Source organism: Streptomyces sp. NPDC088706 (assembly GCF_044752765.1).
Lineage (GTDB): Bacteria > Actinomycetota > Actinomycetes > Streptomycetales > Streptomycetaceae > Streptomyces.
On sequence record NZ_JBIVLW010000007.1, the window covers coordinates 163,737 to 178,165 of the forward strand.

A 14,429-nucleotide genomic window follows, 5' to 3' on the forward strand; every position below is an offset into this window, starting at 1 on the left:
CCGCAATCCAGGAAAGGGGCTCACGATGGCGGGAGCCGACCCCGGGACACGCATCAACGAGCTGCTGGACCGGCTGGGACGCGAGGCCGGACCGCAGGCCCGCGAGACCGCCGACGAACTGATGCGCAGCGTCGTCGAGTTCTACGGCGAGGGCCTCGCCCGCACCGTACGCCTGCTGCGCGCCGCCCCCGCCGGGGCGGACCCGCTCGCCGTGCTCACCGCGGACGAGCTCGTCGGGGACCTGCTGATCCTGCACGACCTGCACCCCGAGGACACCATGACCCGGGTCGGCCGCGCCCTGGACAAGGTCCGGCCCTACCTCGGCTCGCACGCCGGCGACGTCGAGGTGGCCGGACTCGACCCCGGGACGGCCGAAGGCGCCACGCTGCGCCTGCGGCTGCGCGGCAGCTGCGACGGCTGCCCCTCCTCCACCCAGACCGTGCGCTGGACCATCGAGGAGGCCGTCGCCCGCCTCGCACCGGAGATCGCGCACATCGAGGTGGCAGGGGTCACCGAGGAGCCCGCCGGTGGACAGCCCCTGCTCCAGATCCTGCCGCACCCGCCCGCCGACGCCCCGGGTGAGTCCTCCGCGGCCGAACCCGCGCCGGGCGACCCGCCTCGCTGGCACACCCTCGCCACCCCCGCCCTGCCCGCCCACGACCACGCCACCCGCGTCGCCGACGTCCAGGGCAACGCACTCCTGCTCGTCCGGCTCCCCGGCAACCTGTACGCCTACCGCGACCGCTGCCCGGGCTGCGGGGCCGACCTGCGCACCGCCCCCCTCGACGGGGAGTTCCTGAGCTGCGCCGGGTGCGCCGCCCGGTTCGACGTACGGCACGCGGGACGCGGCGAGCACGCGCACCTGGAGCCCCTGCCGCTTCTGGAGGAGGAGGGAGCCGTCCGGGTCGCGCTGCCCGAGCTGCTGGGGGCCGGACCGTGAGCGCGGGCGTCCTCGCCCAGTTCACCCGGCGGCCCCCGCCACCGGGGGAGCGGTGCGAACTGTGCGGGGAGCCGCTGCCGGACGAGCACCGGCACCTCGTCGACACCACCCGGCGCTCCCTCAAGTGCTCCTGCCCGCCCTGCCACCTGCTCTTCACCCGGCCCGGCGCGGGACAGGGCCGCTTCCGGGCCGTCCCCGACCGCTACCTCACCGATCCGGCCTTCACCCTCGACGACGACGGGCGGAACCGGCTCCAGATCCCGGTCGGCCTCGCCTTCTTCTTCCGCAACTCCGCGCTCGACCGGTTCGCCGCCTTCTACCCGAGCCCCGCCGGAGCGACCGAGAGCGAACTCGACCCGGCCACCTGGGACGCGGTCATCGGCCGCACCCGCCTCGCCGGACTGCTCCAGGACGACGTGGAGGCGCTGCTGCTGCACGCCGAGCGCGGAGCAGCAGCGACCTGCACCCTCGTACCGATCGACGTCTGCTACGAACTCGTCGGCAGGATGCGGCTCCACTGGAAGGGCTTCGACGGCGGAGCCGAGGCCCGGGCGGACATCGCGGAGTTCTTCGGCCGCGTCACCGCGCGCTCCCGTCCCCTGCCCGCCGAGACCGACGCCGCCGGCGCCGGGAACTCCGGGGGCGCGCCGTGACCGACCTCGACTTCCGCTGCACCGGCGTACGGCCCGAGCCCTTCGGCGCGAGCCCCACACTCCTGTTCGGTCTGCGCATCGAGGAGCTGGACCACCAGCCCGTGCACGCCGTCGCCCTGCGCTGCCAGATCCGGATCGAACCAGCGCAGCGCACCTACGACCCGGACGAGGTCGACATGCTGGGCGACCTGTTCGGCGAACCCAGCCGCTGGAGCAGCACCCTCAAACCGCTCCAGTTCGCCCACGCCTCCATCACCGTGCCCGCCTTCACCGGCACCGCCCACATCGACCTCCCGGTGCCCTGCACCTACGACACCGAGGTCGCCTCCGCCTCGTACTTCCGGGCCCTGGCACGCGGCGAGATACCGCTGCTGATGCTCTTCTCCGGCACGGTCTTCACCGGCCGCAACGGCTTCCGCGCCGAGCCGATCCCCTGGCACAAGGAGACGTCCTGCCTGATGCCCGTGGACGTCTGGCGGGCGCTGATCGAGTCCTACTTCCCCAACACGGGCTGGCTGCGCCTGCGCAAGGACTGCCTGGAGTCCCTGCGCCGCTACCGCTCGGCGCGCGCCCTGCCCTCGTGGGAGCAGGTCCTGGAGGAACTGCTCGCCACCGCCGGAGCGAGTGAGGCCACCGAAGCGAAGGGGGCGGAGTGAGATGACGACCCAGGCCCGCCGTGGTTCACCGGCCCCGCCGGCCCCGCCGGAGAGCTACGACGACGTTCTCGGCCGGGCCCGCGCGGTCGCCGACGCCGTGCTGTTCGAGGGGTACGTCCTCTACCCGTACCGCGCCTCGTCCGCGAAGAACCGGATGCGCTGGCAGTTCGGCGTCCTCGTGCCGCCCGCCTGCACGGCCCACGGAGGCGAGTACGCGGAGCAGCGCACCGACACCCTCCTCGAACCCCGCACCGCCGACCGGCTCCACGCCGAGCTGCGCTTCCTGCACGTACGGCGGCGGACCGTCGAACGGCTCGACGCCGACGGCACGTACACCGAGGTGCCCGAACTGGAGCTGCCCGACCGGGTCCTGGTCCCGTGGGACGAGGGCCACGAGGAGCGCGTCCTGCTCCACGTGCCCCTCGCCGAACTGGCGGGGGAGCAGGCCCACGCCCGTACCGTCACCTTCGACCTGCCGCCGGCCGTCGAGTACGAACCCGTGCTGGACGACCGGGGCAGGCCCCTGGGACGGCTCGTACGGCGGCGGGCGCGGCTGACCGGCGAAGTCCACCCGAGGGCCCGACAGCTCCCCGGCCCCTACCGGGTGACACGCCTCTCCGTCACCGTGCGGAACACCACCGACGCCCCGGCCGGCGACCGGACGGCGGCCCTCCCGCACAGCATGGTCGGCGCCCACCTGCTGCTGGCCGTCCAGGGAGGCAGGTTCCTCTCCATGACGGACCCGCCCGAGTGGGCCCGCCCCGCCGTCGCCGAGCTGCGCAACGAGCACACCTGGCCCGTCCTCGCAGGACCGGCGGACCGCGAGGACCTGGTGCTCTCCTCGCCGATCATCCTGGAGGACCACCCCGCCCTCGCGGACGAGAGCCCCGGCCCGCTCTACGACGCCACCGAGATCGACGAGATCCTCTCGCTGCGCACCGCCGCGCTCACCGAGCGGGAGAAGCGCGAGGCGCGCGGCACCGACGACCGCGCCGCCGAGGTCATCGACCTGGTGGACGCCATGCCGGAGGCGGTACGGGAGCGGCTGCACGGGGCGATCCGCGGGCTGCGCGAGGCCACGGGGGAGGAGCAGGCCCCCGGCCGGCCGACTGCCGGACCGACCCTTCCCGAAGGCCCCGGGCACCCCTGGTGGGACCCGCAGCAGGACCCCGAGGCGGCCGACGCCCCCTCCACCGTCTCCATCGACGGCGAGGCCGTGGGCGAGGGCAGCCGGGTCCTCCTCTCCCCGGGCGCCCGCCGCACGGACGCCCAGGACACGTTCCTGCGGGGCTGCCGGGCCACGGTCGAAGCGGTCGTCGCGGACCTGGACGGGGAACTGCACCTGGCCGTCGTCCTGGACGACGACCCGGGCACCGACATCCGCCGCCAGCAGGGCCGCTTCCTCTACTTCAAACCGGACGAGGTGGCGCCGCTGCGGGAGGAGGAGCCATGACCGGTACGGGAACAGCCGGGCGCACCCTCGTCGCCGGGGTCGGCAACATCTTCCTCCAGGACGACGGCTTCGGGGTGGAGACGGTCCGCAAGCTCGGCGGCCTCGACCCGTCCCGCCTGCCGCCCGGGACCGAGCTGATGGACGCCGGCATCCGCGGGGTGCACCTCGCCTACCGGCTCCTGGAGGGCTACCGCACCCTCGTCCTCGTCGACCTGGTGAGCCGGGGCGGTCCGCCCGGCACGCTGTACACCGTCGACGTGGGGCCCCGGCCCCCGGACGCCCACCACCGGCCCGGCCCGCTGGACACCCATGCCATGGACCCCGCCACCGTGCTCGGCCTGCTGCACGACCTGCACGCCGGCGCGGGCGGCACGCTCCCCGGCGAGGTGTACGTCGTCGGCTGCGAACCCCGGGACACGGGGGAGGGGATCGGGCTCAGCCCGCCCGTCGGCCGGGCGGTGGACGCGGCGGTGGGCGTGGTGCTCGACCTGCTGGACCGGCACGCCGCCCCCGTACCGCCGAGAACCACCCCCGTACCGCAGAAGAACTGAGAACACGACATGGGAGGCCAGGATGCACTGGATGTGGATCGGCGTCGCCGCGGGCCTCGCGGCCCTCTACGGAGTCGCCAGGAGCGTGCCCGACGTCCGGCGCTACCTGCGCATGCGCCGGATGTAGTCCCCGTGCCCCACGTGGTGCGGCGGCTCGTCCCCGCCCCCGATGTCCTCCAGCTGCACATAGCGCTTGAGGAAGAGATGGAGGGTGCTGTGCAGTTCTCCCAGCCGGACGAACCACAGGGCCAGGTTCATGGCGCCCTGCGGAGTGATGGCGTACACGCGGCGGGCGGGTCCGGAGGCGGAGGTGCACCACTGCGAGGTGACCTCGCCGCACTTCTCCATGGACCGCAGCAGCCGGTAGACATGGGCCGACTCGGCTTCCTCCCAGCCGAACGCGCCCAGGCGCTGCACCAGCTCGTAGCCGTGGCCCCGGCGTTCCGCCAGGAGCAGGAGCAGGACCGGGGTGAGCAGCGCTCGCCGTTCGACCTCGTGACCGGGCATGGTCCTCCCAGGGTAGCCAGGCCGGCCCCGCCCGCCCACTCGGACGGGTACGGCCACCGGGCGGGCGAGAGCCATGCATGAGCTGTCCATCGCCGTGGCCGTCGTCGACCAGGTGGAGAGCGCCGTCCGCGAGCACGGCGCCGGGACCGCCCGGGTCCGGTCGCTGACCCTGCGGGTCGGGGAGCTGTCCGGGGTGGTGCCGCGGGCGCTGGACTTCTCCTTCGGCGTGGCGGCCGAGGGCACTGTGCTGGCGGACGCCCGGCTGCTGATCGAGACTGTTGAGGGAAGGGCCCACTGCGAGGGCTGCGGCCGGGCCACCGCGACCGGGATGCCCCCGGACCTGTGGTGCGGCGCCTGCTCACGGGCGATGAGTCTGACCGGCGGGCGCGAACTGGAGATCGCCCGGGTGGTCCTGGACGACGTCCTCCAGGAACAGGGCGACGGGGACCGGCGGGAAGAAGACGTACCGGAGGCGAGCCATGTGCCGCACCGTTGACCTGCATCAGGCCGTGCTGGCCAAGAACGACACCAACGCGGTGGAGCTGCGCCGCACCCTGGACGATCGCGGCGTCACGGCCGTCAACCTCATGTCGAGCCCCGGCAGTGGCAAGACGGCGCTGCTGGAGGCGCTGCTGACCCGGGCCGTCGCCGGCGGCACCCCGGCCGCCGCCGTCACCGCCGACCTCGCCACCGAGAACGACGCGCTGCGGCTGGCCCGCTCGGGAGCGCCCGTGCGGCAGATCCTCACCGACGGGCTCTGCCACCTGGAGGCCGGCATGCTCGGCACCGAGCTGGCGGGGTGGCTCCCGGACGGCACCCGGCTGCTGTTCGTCGAGAACGTGGGCAATCTCGTCTGCCCCGCCTCCTACGACCTCGGCGAGACCCTGCGCATCGCGCTCGCGTCGGTGACCGAGGGCGAGGACAAGCCGGTGAAATACCCGGCGGCCTTCGGCCTCGCGCACCTGGTGGTGATCACCAAGACGGACCTCGCGGAGGCGGTGGAGTTCCGGCGGGAGGCATTCCTCGGCGGGGTCCAGCAGGTCAACCCGGGCGTTCCCGTGATCGGGACGTCCGCCAGGACCGGCGAGGGCGTCGACGACATCCTCGCCCACGTCCTGCGCGCGGCGGACGGCCAGGAGGCGCATACGCCGGTCCTCGCGCAGCAGCACGCCAAGCACCTGCACCATCACCACGACGACACTCCGTCCGCCGAGCGCCCCCACACCCCGACTCCGACCGGAACCCCGCGATGACCAGGGCGGACCCGCCGCCCCCGCCCACGGCGACGCCTCAGGACCGGGTCCGCCGCCACCTCACCGTGCGCGGCGCGGTCCAGGGCGTCGGGTTCCGCCCGTTCGTCTACACCCTGGCCGACGAGTACGGCCTCACCGGCTGGGTCACCAACGACGCCGACGGCGTCCGTACCGAGGTCGAGGGCCCGGTGGGCGCGGTCGACGCCTTCACCGGTGCGATCGGGACCCGCGCCCCGCCGCTCGCCGTCGTCGAATCGGTCGAGCCGCGCACGGTCCCCGTCCTCAACGACGGTCCCGGCTTCACCATCCGCCCCTCGGCCTCCGGCACCGGCCGCACCCTGATCCCGCCGGACACCGCGACCTGCGACGCCTGCCTCGCCGAACTCGCGGACCCGGCCGACCGGCGCCACCGGCACCCGTTCATCACATGCACCCACTGCGGCCCCCGGTTCACCGTGGTCACCGGCCTGCCCTACGACCGGCCCCGCACCACCATGGCCGGCTTCCCGATGTGCCCCGACTGCGCCCGGGAGTACGCCGACCCCGCCGACCGCCGCTTCCACGCCCAGCCGATCGCCTGCCCCTCCTGCGGCCCCGGCCTCACCCTCCGGCAGGGCCCCGAGGACCCGGGGGCGCTGCACGGGAGCCGGGCGCTCGCGGAGGCCCGCCGACTGCTGGCGGAGGGCGCGGTGGTCGCGGTGAAGGGGATCGGCGGCTACCACCTGGCGTGCGACGCGGGCGACCCCGCCGCCGTACGCACCCTGCGCAAGCGCAAGAACCGGGGCGGCAAGCCCTTCGCCGTCCTCGCGGACTCCCTGGCGACCGTCCACCGCCTGGCCAGGGTGGACGAGGCCGAACGCGAACTCCTCACCGGCCCCCGTAAACCGGTCGTCCTGCTGCGCCGCCACGCCTCGCCGTCCGCCGAGGTGGCGCCCGGTGTCGCGCCCGGCAGCCCCGATCTCGGCGTGATGCTCCCGTACACCCCGCTGCACCGCCTCCTCCTCGGCCTGCCCGGTGACCCGCCCGGACCGCCCGTCCTCGTCATGACCAGCGGGAACCGCTCCGGCGAACCGATCGTCACCGACGACGCCGAGGCGCTGGCCCGGCTCGAAGGCCTGGCCGACGCCTGGCTCCAGCACGACCGGCCCATCCATGTGCCCTGCGACGACTCGGTGGTCCGGATCTGCGCCGGGGCCGAGCTCCCGGTCCGCCGCTCGCGCGGCTACGCCCCACTGCCGCTGGCCCTGCCGCTGCCCGTCCTGCCAGCCCTCGCGGTGGGCGGCGACCTGAAGAACACCTTCTGCGCCGCCGACGACCGCTACGCCTGGCTCTCCGCCCACGTCGGGGACATGGACGACCTCTCCACCCTGACCGCCTTCGAGAAGGCCACCGGACATCTCACCGCCCTCACCACCGTCACCCCGCGCCTGCTGATCGCCGACCGCCACCCCGGCTACCGCTCCACCCGGTGGGCCCGCCGCACCGCCGAGGCGCGCGGCCTCCCGCTGCGCCAGGTCCAGCACCACCACGCCCATGTCGCCTCCACGATGGCCGAACACGGGCTCGACGGCACCGCTCCCGTCATCGGTGTCGCCTTCGACGGCACCGGGTACGGCGATGACGGGGCCGTCTGGGGCGGCGAGGTGCTCATCGCGGACTACGACGGTTTCCAGCGATTCGCCCACCTCCGGTACGTACCCCTGCCCGGCGGTGACGCGGCCGTCCGCAACCCGTACCGGATGGCGCTGTCCCACCTGCGCGCCGCGGGACTGCCGTGGTCGGACGAGCTGCCGTGCACCGCCATCGCCCCGCCCGGCGAACGACGGCTCCTTCAGCGCCAGTTGGAGCGCGGCCTGAACTGCGTCCCCACCTCCAGCATGGGCCGCCTCTTCGACGCGGTGTCCTCGCTCGCGGGCGTCTGCCACCGGGTGGAGTACGAGGCGGAGGCCGCCATGCGCCTGGAGAACGCGGCGCTGGGCGCCCGGGACGACTGCGGCGACGACGGGCGCGGTGGCGCGTACGGGTTCATCCTGGGAGCAGAGCCGGGCGGGCCGGAGCTGCCCCTGATCGCCGACCCGTCACCGGTCCTGGCCGCCGCCGCTGCGGACGTCCTGGCCGGTGCGCCGGCCCCGGCCGTGGCCCGCCGCTTCCACCGGGCGGTGACCGGCCTCGTCCGTGACGTGTGCGCGGCGGCCCGGCAGCGTACGGGCATCGCCACCGTGGCCCTGACCGGAGGTGTCTTCTGCAACGCCCTGCTGACGGAGGGCTGTTCGGCCGGCCTCGCCGAGGACGGCTTCACCGTACTGCGACACCGCAAGGTGCCCCCCAACGACGGCGGGCTCGCCCTGGGACAGCTGATGGTCGCCGCCCGGACGAAGGAGTGAGGGAGGAGAGCGCCATGTGTCTGGCCGTACCCGGCCGAGTGCTGGAGATCGAGGAACGCGACGCCACGCGAATGGCCAAGGTCGACTTCGGCGGCGTCGTCAAGGACGTCTGCCTGGAGTACGTCCCCGACATGCGGGTGGGGGACTACGCCATCGTCCATGTCGGATTCGCCCTGCAACGGCTCGACGAGGAGTCGGCGCGCCAGACCCTGGAACTCTTCGAGAACCTCGGCGTCCTGGAGGAGGAGTTCGGCGACCACTGGGGCAAGGCGGCCAAGGACGCGGGCGCCCGGCGCCCGGCCGGAACCGAACTCGACGCAGGAGAGAAGGAGGCGCGGTCATGAGATACCTCGACGAGTTCAGCGACCCGGTCCTCGCCCAGCGGCTCTTCGACGAGATCCGGGCGCTCACCACCAGGCCCTGGTCCCTCATGGAGGTCTGCGGCGGACAGACGCACTCCATCATCCGCCACGGCATCGACCAGCTGCTGCCCGACGAGATCCGGCTGATCCACGGCCCCGGCTGCCCGGTCTGCGTGACCCCGCTGGAGATCATCGACAAGGCCCTGGAGATCGCCTCCCGCCCCGATGTGGTCTTCTGCTCGTTCGGCGACATGCTCCGTGTCCCGGGCAGCGGCCGCGACCTGTTCCAGGTCAAGAGCGAGGGCGCCGACGTGCGGGTGGTCTACTCGCCGCTGGACGCCCTGCGCGTCGCCCAGGAGAACCCGGAGAAACAGGTCGTCTTCTTCGGCATCGGCTTCGAGACCACCGCCCCGCCCAACGCGATGACGGTCTACCAGGCGAAGAAGCTCGCCATCCCCAACTTCAGCCTGCTGGTCTCCCACGTACGGGTACCTCCGGCGATCGACGCGATCATGAACTCACCGGACTGCCAGGTCCAGGCGTTCCTCGCCGCCGGGCACGTCTGTACGGTCATGGGCACCACGGAGTACCCGGAACTCGCTGCTCGGCACAGGGTCCCCATCGTGGTCACCGGCTTCGAGCCGCTGGACATCCTCGAAGGCATCCGGCGGGCGGTACGGCAGTTGGAGGCGGGCCGGCACACCGTCGAGAACGCCTACCCGCGCGCCGTCAACGAGCAGGGCAGCCCGGCCGCCCAGGCGATGCTGGCCGACGTCTTCGAGGTCACCGACCGCTCCTGGCGCGGCATCGGGATGATCCCGCGGAGCGGCTGGCGGCTGTCGCCGAAGTACCGGGAGTACGACGCCGAGCACCGCTTCTCCGTCACCGGCATCAAGACCGAGGAGTCCACGGTCTGCCGCAGCGGTGAAGTCCTCCAGGGCCTCATCAAACCGCACGAGTGCGCCGCGTTCGGCAAGGAGTGCACCCCACGCAACCCGCTGGGCGCCACCATGGTCTCCAGTGAGGGCGCGTGCGCCGCGTACTACCTGTACCGGCGGCTGGAGGCGCCGAAGGAGACCCCCGAGGCCGCGACGAACGGGGCCCGGAAGAACGCCCCGACGAAGAACGCTCCGACCAAGACCGCCCCGGCCAAGGAGGCGAGCTCCGTTGGCTGACATCGCCCCCGCCCCCGCCTCCTCCTCGGCGCCCGCCCCCGCCCCCGCCGACTTCTCCGGCTGGACCTGCCCCGCGCCCCTGCGCGACCACGAACGCATCGTCATGGGCCACGGCGGCGGCGGAACGCTCTCCGCCGAACTGGTGGAACACCTCTTCGCCCCCGCCTTCGGCAGCGACGTCCTCGCCGAACTGGGCGACTCCGCCCACCTGACGATGGGCGGCGCCCGGCTGGCCTTCTCCACCGACTCCTTCGTCGTCCGGCCGCTGTTCTTCCCCGGCGGGTCCATCGGCGACCTCGCCGTCAACGGGACGGTCAACGACCTGGCCATGGCCGGAGCGGTCCCCGCCTACCTCTCCTGCGGCTTCATCCTGGAGGAGGGCATCGAGATCTCCGTCGTCGGCCGGGTCGCCCAGGCGCTGGGCGACGCCGCGCGCACCGCCGGCGTGACCGTGGCGACCGGCGACACGAAGGTCGTCGACGCCGGGCACGGAGACGGGATCTTCATCAACACCGCCGGGATCGGGCTGGTCCCCGACGGCGTCGACATCCGCCCGCAGCGGGCCGCCCCCGGGGACGCGGTCCTGGTCAGCGGTGAGATCGGCGTCCACGGCGTCGCCATCATGAGCGTGCGCGAGGGGCTGGAGTTCGGCGTCGAGATCCAGAGCGACACCGTCTCCCTGGCCGGTATGGTCGCCGACATGCTGGCCGTCTGCCAGGACCTCCACGTCCTGCGCGACCCCACCCGCGGTGGCCTGGCCACCTCGCTGAACGAGATCGCCGGAGCCGCCGGTGTGGGCATCACGCTCGACGAGCGCTCCCTCCCGGTGCCCGACACCGTCGCCAACGCCTGCTCCTTCCTCGGCCTGGACCCCCTGTACGTCGCCAACGAGGGCAAGCTCGCCGCGTTCGTCCCGCCGGACCACGCCGACACCGTTCTGGAGGCGATGCGCGCCCACCCGCTCGGCAAGCAGTCGGTGCGCATCGGGACCTGCGTGGCGGACCACCCCGGCATGGTCGTGGCGGCCACCGGCCTCGGCGGCACCCGGGTGGTGGACATGCCCCTGGGCGAGCAACTGCCGCGGATCTGCTGACAACTGCCGTCCGGGCGAGGAGGCGGCGCGTCCCCTCGCCCGGACGGCTGCGATCCCTGGGCGGTATCGAACACAGCGCCACTGAAGGTTAGGCTGTCCTAAGTCGAATCGGAGCCGTTCGGGCCGATCACGCGTACGAAGGGGCAGTGTCCATGACGATCCACCGAGCCGTCGTCGCCCGAGTCCAGCCGCTCACCGCGACCATGACCCGGGTCACGCTGCACGGCGAAGGGCTCGCGGGCTTCGAGTCCACGGGGGTCGGCGACGAGTACATACGCCTCTTCTTCCCGCACGGCCCCGACCGCGGTGACATCTCCCTGCCCGTCACGACGGAGAAGGGCTGGGAGACTCCCGAGGGCCGGCCGGTCGCCCCGATGCGTACGTACACGGTGCGGGCGGTGCGCCCGGAGAGCCGCGAGATCGACATCGACTTCGTGCTGCACGACCACGGCGTGGCCTCGACCTGGGTGGCCGACGCGCGGCCCGGGGACGTGCTCGGCGTGAACGACCCGACCGGCCTCTACAGCCCCCCGGACGACCTCGCCTGGCAGGTGCTGATCGCCGACCAGACGGGCCTGCCCGCCGTGGCCCGTCTGCTGGAGAACACCCCGCACGGCGTCGCCACCCGCGTGGTCGTCGAACTGCCGGGGACCGAGGCCGTCCAGCCGCTGCCCGACACCAAGGTGACCTGGACCTACGGCGGCAACGGGCACGGAGCCAGTCGGCTGGCCGAGCTGGTGAGCGCCGCGATCCCGGCCGGAACCGACATGACCGGCGGCTACATCTGGGTCGCGGGCGAGACCAACGCCCTGCGCACCGTGCGCCGTTACCTCCGCAAGGAGCTGGGACTGCCCGCCACCCGGTTCAAGGTCGTCGGCTACTGGATCCCGAACGCCGACACCTGGAACGAGCGGTACGAGGCCCTGCCGGACGCCGTGCGCGCCGAACTGGTGGCCCTGTGGGACGAACCGGTCGACGACGAGGAGGATCTCACCATCCGGTACGAGGCGCGCCTGAGCGACCTGGGGCTGTGAACCAAGCTCCTGGGCAAGGAAGTTGCGGGATTCGATGAGTCTGCCGGGAACGAGGTGGGTAAGGTCGCCATCGCTTGACGAAGCGAGCCTTACCCGAGCTTGAGGAGAATCGGTGACCAACCCGTTCGAGGACGAGAACGGCACCTACCTGGTGCTTGTCAACGACGAGGGGCAGCACTCCCTGTGGCCCACCTTCGCGCAGCTGCCCGCCGGCTGGACCGTGGCGCACCCGGAGGACTCCCGCCAGGCCTGCCTCGACTACGTCGAACAGCACTGGACCGACCTGCGGCCCAAGAGCCTGCTGGGGGGCGCGGCGGCCGACCCGGCGTGAGGCCTCGGGGGTGGGCGCGGGCCGGGCTTGCATGCGGACGGTCTGTTGGGGCATATGGACAGGACAACTTTTGGTAAGGAGTTCCCATCCGATGTCCATACCCAGTTACCCTCAGCAGCCGAACGCGGACCAGCCGCAGTACGAGGCGCGCTACGGCGCTCCGGAACCCGCCCGGAGCAACGGGTTCGCGGTCACCGCTCTCGTCCTGGGTCTGCTCGCCTGCCTCTTCTTCTGGACGGTCGTCGGGGGACTCCTTCTGGGCCTCCTCGCCCCGGTGTTCGGCATCCTCGGCGCACTCCGCGCCCGGCAGGGGCGGGCCCCGCGCCGGGTCATGGCGATCGTCGGCGCCGTCCTCGGGGCGCTCGGGCTGATCGGCTCGGTCATCGTCCTCATCGTCGGCATATCCGTCTTCAACTCGGATTCCTTCAAGAACCTTGAGGACTGCATGCAGAGCGCGAACAGCCAGGCCGAGGAGGACCGCTGCGCGGACGAGTTCGGCAAGGACCTGTCCAATTGACCTCGAACGGCGGGACGGCGGTTTGCCACCGCGGCCCGAGTTTGTGACGGTAGGGGCGAGGAGTGGTCCTCCTCACCGCCCGGTCCGTCACTCCGGCGGATCGCGCGTGCCCAACCGAGCAGAGAAAAGAGGAGGGTTCGATGTCCTCGAAGCGACGTCGTAAGAAGAAGGCCCGCCGCAAGAACGGCGCCAACCACGGCAAGCGCCCGCAGAGCTGAGGCCGGGCCGGGGGCCGAAGGGGCAGCACCGCACGGTGCCGCCCCTTCGACCTGTTCCGGCCGGGCGACGCGTGGCCGCCGGGCCCACCACTTCCCGCGAATGCGGGAGACAGGCCGGAGCACTCGTAGGGTGTGCGCATGTCTGCCACGTTGAGTTCCGAAAAGACCGCCGCCGCGCTCCGTAGATCGGCGCGCGTCTCGGTCGAACTGCTGCTGGTCCTGTTGGCGGCCGCCGTCGCCCTGTGGCTTCTGGGCCGGACGTGGCCGGTGGTGTGGCCGCTCATAGTGGGTCTGCTGCTCACCACCCTGACCTGGCCGCCGGCCCGGTTCCTGCGTCGCCGGGGATGGCGTCCCGCCCCGGCCGCGGCCCTGGTGACCGTGCTGTTCCTCCTGGTCGGCGCCGGCATCATCGCGCTGATCGCGGTGCCGGTCGCCTCCCAGTCCGGCGAACTCGCCGACGGCGTCGTCGAAGGCATCGGCCGACTGCGCGACTGGGCCTCCGGGCCGCCGCTGAACATCAGCGACGCCCAGATCACCGGCGCCTTCGACGCCGCCGTCGACCGCATCGAGAACAGTGCGGGCAGTGTCGTCACCACGGCGGTCACCGGCGTGAGCACCGTCTTCAGCGGCCTGGTCACCGCCATCCTGGCCCTCTTCCTGATGTTCTTCTTCCTGAAGGACGGTCCGCGCTTCCTCCCGTGGCTCGCCCGTCAGCTGCCCGGCCGTCTCGCCACCGACGTCCCCGTCGTGACCGAACGCTGCTGGAACACGCTCGGCTCGTTCGTCCGGTCCCAGGCGTTCGTGGGTCTGCTGGACGCCGTCCTCATCGGCATCGGCCTGTGGATCCTGGACGTGCCTCTGGTGCTTCCGCTGGCGGTGCTGACGTTCATCTCCGCCTTCGTGCCGATCGTGGGCGCGGTCTTCGCCGGTTTCGTCGCGGTGCTCATCGCGCTGGTCTCGAACGGTCTGACGGACGCGCTGATCGTGCTGGCGATCATCATCGCGGTGCAGCAACTGGAGGGCAACGTCTTCCAGCCCATGATCCAGAGCCGCGGTCTGGGCCTGCACGCGGCGGTGGTGCTGGTGGCGGTGACGCTCGGCGGCAGCCTGGCCGGAGTCGTGGGCAGCCTGCTCGCGGTCCCGGCGGCGGCACTGATCGCCGTCATCTGGAACTACGTACGCGAGCAGCTCAGCGACCCGGGGGAGGGGCCGGAGCGGCAGGACCGGGGGCCGGAGCCGGGGCCCGCCCCGGGCACCCCGGATGCCGATGCCCCCGTTCCCGCGTAGCGCCCTACGGCCGTG

The 14,429-nt window shown here is 72.7% G+C and carries 18 protein-coding genes; 17 read left to right on the forward strand and 1 reads right to left on the reverse strand.

Going from position 1 to position 14,429, the window contains the following annotated elements; all coding sequences use genetic code 11:
* The first annotated feature begins 25 nt into the window (after nt 1-25).
* Genes ACIQAK_RS18995 through ACIQAK_RS19020 form a run of 6 tightly spaced genes read left to right on the forward strand, consistent with a single transcriptional unit; the run spans nt 26 to nt 4,380 of the window.
* On the forward strand, nt 26-940 hold the full coding sequence (locus ACIQAK_RS18995; RefSeq protein WP_366389120.1) for a NifU family protein: 915 nt from the start codon (nt 26-28) through the stop codon (nt 938-940).
* Nucleotides 937-1,593 carry a DUF5947 family protein gene (locus tag ACIQAK_RS19000; protein WP_366389119.1) on the forward strand — a complete coding sequence of 219 codons (657 nt, stop codon included), beginning with the start codon at nt 937-939 and terminating at the stop codon, nt 1,591-1,593. The genes ACIQAK_RS18995 and ACIQAK_RS19000 overlap by 4 nt, the downstream gene beginning before the upstream one ends.
* Nucleotides 1,590-2,249, forward strand: a complete 660-nt coding sequence (locus ACIQAK_RS19005) for a DUF6084 family protein (RefSeq protein ID WP_366389118.1) — start codon at nt 1,590-1,592, stop codon at nt 2,247-2,249. The genes ACIQAK_RS19000 and ACIQAK_RS19005 overlap by 4 nt, the downstream gene beginning before the upstream one ends.
* A gap of 1 nt (nt 2,250) precedes the next feature.
* Nucleotides 2,251-3,702, forward strand: coding sequence for a hypothetical protein (locus ACIQAK_RS19010; RefSeq protein ID WP_366389117.1), 1,452 nt, complete (start codon nt 2,251-2,253; stop codon nt 3,700-3,702).
* A complete protein-coding gene (locus tag ACIQAK_RS19015) occupies nt 3,699-4,253 on the forward strand; it encodes a hydrogenase maturation protease (protein WP_366389116.1) in 555 nt (184 codons plus the stop codon). The genes ACIQAK_RS19010 and ACIQAK_RS19015 overlap by 4 nt, the downstream gene beginning before the upstream one ends.
* Before the next feature lie 22 nt (nt 4,254-4,275).
* Nucleotides 4,276-4,380, forward strand: coding sequence for a DUF6893 family small protein (locus tag ACIQAK_RS19020; protein WP_401366534.1), 105 nt, complete (start codon nt 4,276-4,278; stop codon nt 4,378-4,380).
* Here the strand turns inward: ACIQAK_RS19020 and ACIQAK_RS19025 are convergent.
* Nucleotides 4,356-4,760, reverse strand: coding sequence for a helix-turn-helix transcriptional regulator (locus tag ACIQAK_RS19025; protein WP_366389115.1), 405 nt, complete (start codon nt 4,758-4,760; stop codon nt 4,356-4,358). The genes ACIQAK_RS19020 and ACIQAK_RS19025 overlap by 25 nt on opposite strands.
* A gap of 73 nt (nt 4,761-4,833) precedes the next feature.
* Here ACIQAK_RS19025 and ACIQAK_RS19030 point away from each other — a divergent pair, with 73 nt between their 5' ends.
* The 11 genes from ACIQAK_RS19030 (at nt 4,834) to ACIQAK_RS19080 (ending at nt 14,414) form a co-directional block, all read left to right on the forward strand.
* A complete protein-coding gene (locus tag ACIQAK_RS19030) occupies nt 4,834-5,256 on the forward strand; it encodes a hydrogenase maturation nickel metallochaperone HypA (RefSeq protein WP_366389114.1) in 423 nt (140 codons plus the stop codon).
* On the forward strand, nt 5,240-6,013 hold the full coding sequence (gene hypB / locus ACIQAK_RS19035; RefSeq protein WP_366389113.1) for a hydrogenase nickel incorporation protein HypB: 774 nt from the start codon (nt 5,240-5,242) through the stop codon (nt 6,011-6,013). Before ACIQAK_RS19030 ends, hypB begins: the two co-directional genes overlap by 17 nt.
* Nucleotides 6,010-8,397 carry a carbamoyltransferase HypF gene (gene hypF / locus ACIQAK_RS19040; protein ID WP_366389112.1) on the forward strand — a complete coding sequence of 796 codons (2,388 nt, stop codon included), beginning with the start codon at nt 6,010-6,012 and terminating at the stop codon, nt 8,395-8,397. Before hypB ends, hypF begins: the two co-directional genes overlap by 4 nt.
* A gap of 14 nt (nt 8,398-8,411) precedes the next feature.
* On the forward strand, nt 8,412-8,741 hold the full coding sequence (locus ACIQAK_RS19045) for a HypC/HybG/HupF family hydrogenase formation chaperone (protein ID WP_366389111.1): 330 nt from the start codon (nt 8,412-8,414) through the stop codon (nt 8,739-8,741).
* A complete protein-coding gene (gene hypD / locus ACIQAK_RS19050; protein WP_366389110.1) occupies nt 8,738-9,934 on the forward strand; it encodes a hydrogenase formation protein HypD in 1,197 nt (398 codons plus the stop codon). The genes ACIQAK_RS19045 and hypD overlap by 4 nt, the downstream gene beginning before the upstream one ends.
* 103 nt (nt 9,935-10,037) lie before the next feature.
* Entirely contained in the window at nt 10,038-11,027 is a 990-nt protein-coding gene (gene hypE, locus ACIQAK_RS19055) for a hydrogenase expression/formation protein HypE (protein WP_366389350.1), read from the forward strand.
* 152 nt (nt 11,028-11,179) lie between these two features.
* Entirely contained in the window at nt 11,180-12,061 is an 882-nt protein-coding gene (locus tag ACIQAK_RS19060) for a siderophore-interacting protein (RefSeq protein WP_366389109.1), read from the forward strand.
* Between the two features lie 112 nt (nt 12,062-12,173).
* Nucleotides 12,174-12,392, forward strand: a complete 219-nt coding sequence (locus tag ACIQAK_RS19065; protein ID WP_366389108.1) for an MbtH family protein — start codon at nt 12,174-12,176, stop codon at nt 12,390-12,392.
* A gap of 91 nt (nt 12,393-12,483) precedes the next feature.
* Entirely contained in the window at nt 12,484-12,909 is a 426-nt protein-coding gene (locus tag ACIQAK_RS19070; RefSeq protein ID WP_366389107.1) for a DUF4190 domain-containing protein, read from the forward strand.
* A gap of 140 nt (nt 12,910-13,049) precedes the next feature.
* Nucleotides 13,050-13,127 carry a 50S ribosomal protein bL37 gene (locus tag ACIQAK_RS19075; protein WP_370454205.1) on the forward strand — a complete coding sequence of 26 codons (78 nt, stop codon included), beginning with the start codon at nt 13,050-13,052 and terminating at the stop codon, nt 13,125-13,127.
* Nucleotides 13,128-13,265: 138 nt separating this feature from the next.
* Nucleotides 13,266-14,414 (forward strand): AI-2E family transporter, encoded by a 1,149-nt coding sequence (locus ACIQAK_RS19080; RefSeq protein ID WP_366389106.1) that lies wholly within the window; start codon nt 13,266-13,268, stop codon nt 14,412-14,414.
* Nucleotides 14,415-14,429: the final 15 nt, after the last annotated feature.

Excerpts from the sequence above, each read along its gene's own strand:
- ACIQAK_RS18995 (WP_366389120.1), top strand. The coding sequence starts at position 26 with ATGGCGGGAGCCGACCCCGGGACACGCATCAACGAGCTGCTGGACCGG.
- ACIQAK_RS19010 (WP_366389117.1), top strand. The coding sequence starts at position 2,251 with ATGACGACCCAGGCCCGCCGTGGTTCACCGGCCCCGCCGGCCCCGCCG.
- ACIQAK_RS19015 (WP_366389116.1), top strand. The coding sequence starts at position 3,699 with ATGACCGGTACGGGAACAGCCGGGCGCACCCTCGTCGCCGGGGTCGGC.
- ACIQAK_RS19020 (WP_401366534.1), top strand. The coding sequence starts at position 4,276 with ATGCACTGGATGTGGATCGGCGTCGCCGCGGGCCTCGCGGCCCTCTAC.
- ACIQAK_RS19025 (WP_366389115.1), bottom strand. The coding sequence starts at position 4,760 with ATGCCCGGTCACGAGGTCGAACGGCGAGCGCTGCTCACCCCGGTCCTG.
- ACIQAK_RS19030 (WP_366389114.1), top strand. The coding sequence starts at position 4,834 with ATGCATGAGCTGTCCATCGCCGTGGCCGTCGTCGACCAGGTGGAGAGC.
- hypB (WP_366389113.1), top strand. The coding sequence starts at position 5,240 with ATGTGCCGCACCGTTGACCTGCATCAGGCCGTGCTGGCCAAGAACGAC.
- hypF (WP_366389112.1), top strand. The coding sequence starts at position 6,010 with ATGACCAGGGCGGACCCGCCGCCCCCGCCCACGGCGACGCCTCAGGAC.
- ACIQAK_RS19045 (WP_366389111.1), top strand. The coding sequence starts at position 8,412 with ATGTGTCTGGCCGTACCCGGCCGAGTGCTGGAGATCGAGGAACGCGAC.
- hypD (WP_366389110.1), top strand. The coding sequence starts at position 8,738 with ATGAGATACCTCGACGAGTTCAGCGACCCGGTCCTCGCCCAGCGGCTC.
- hypE (WP_366389350.1), top strand. The coding sequence starts at position 10,038 with ATGGGCCACGGCGGCGGCGGAACGCTCTCCGCCGAACTGGTGGAACAC.
- ACIQAK_RS19060 (WP_366389109.1), top strand. The coding sequence starts at position 11,180 with ATGACGATCCACCGAGCCGTCGTCGCCCGAGTCCAGCCGCTCACCGCG.
- ACIQAK_RS19070 (WP_366389107.1), top strand. The coding sequence starts at position 12,484 with ATGTCCATACCCAGTTACCCTCAGCAGCCGAACGCGGACCAGCCGCAG.
- ACIQAK_RS19075 (WP_370454205.1), top strand. The coding sequence starts at position 13,050 with ATGTCCTCGAAGCGACGTCGTAAGAAGAAGGCCCGCCGCAAGAACGGC.
- ACIQAK_RS19080 (WP_366389106.1), top strand. The coding sequence starts at position 13,266 with ATGTCTGCCACGTTGAGTTCCGAAAAGACCGCCGCCGCGCTCCGTAGA.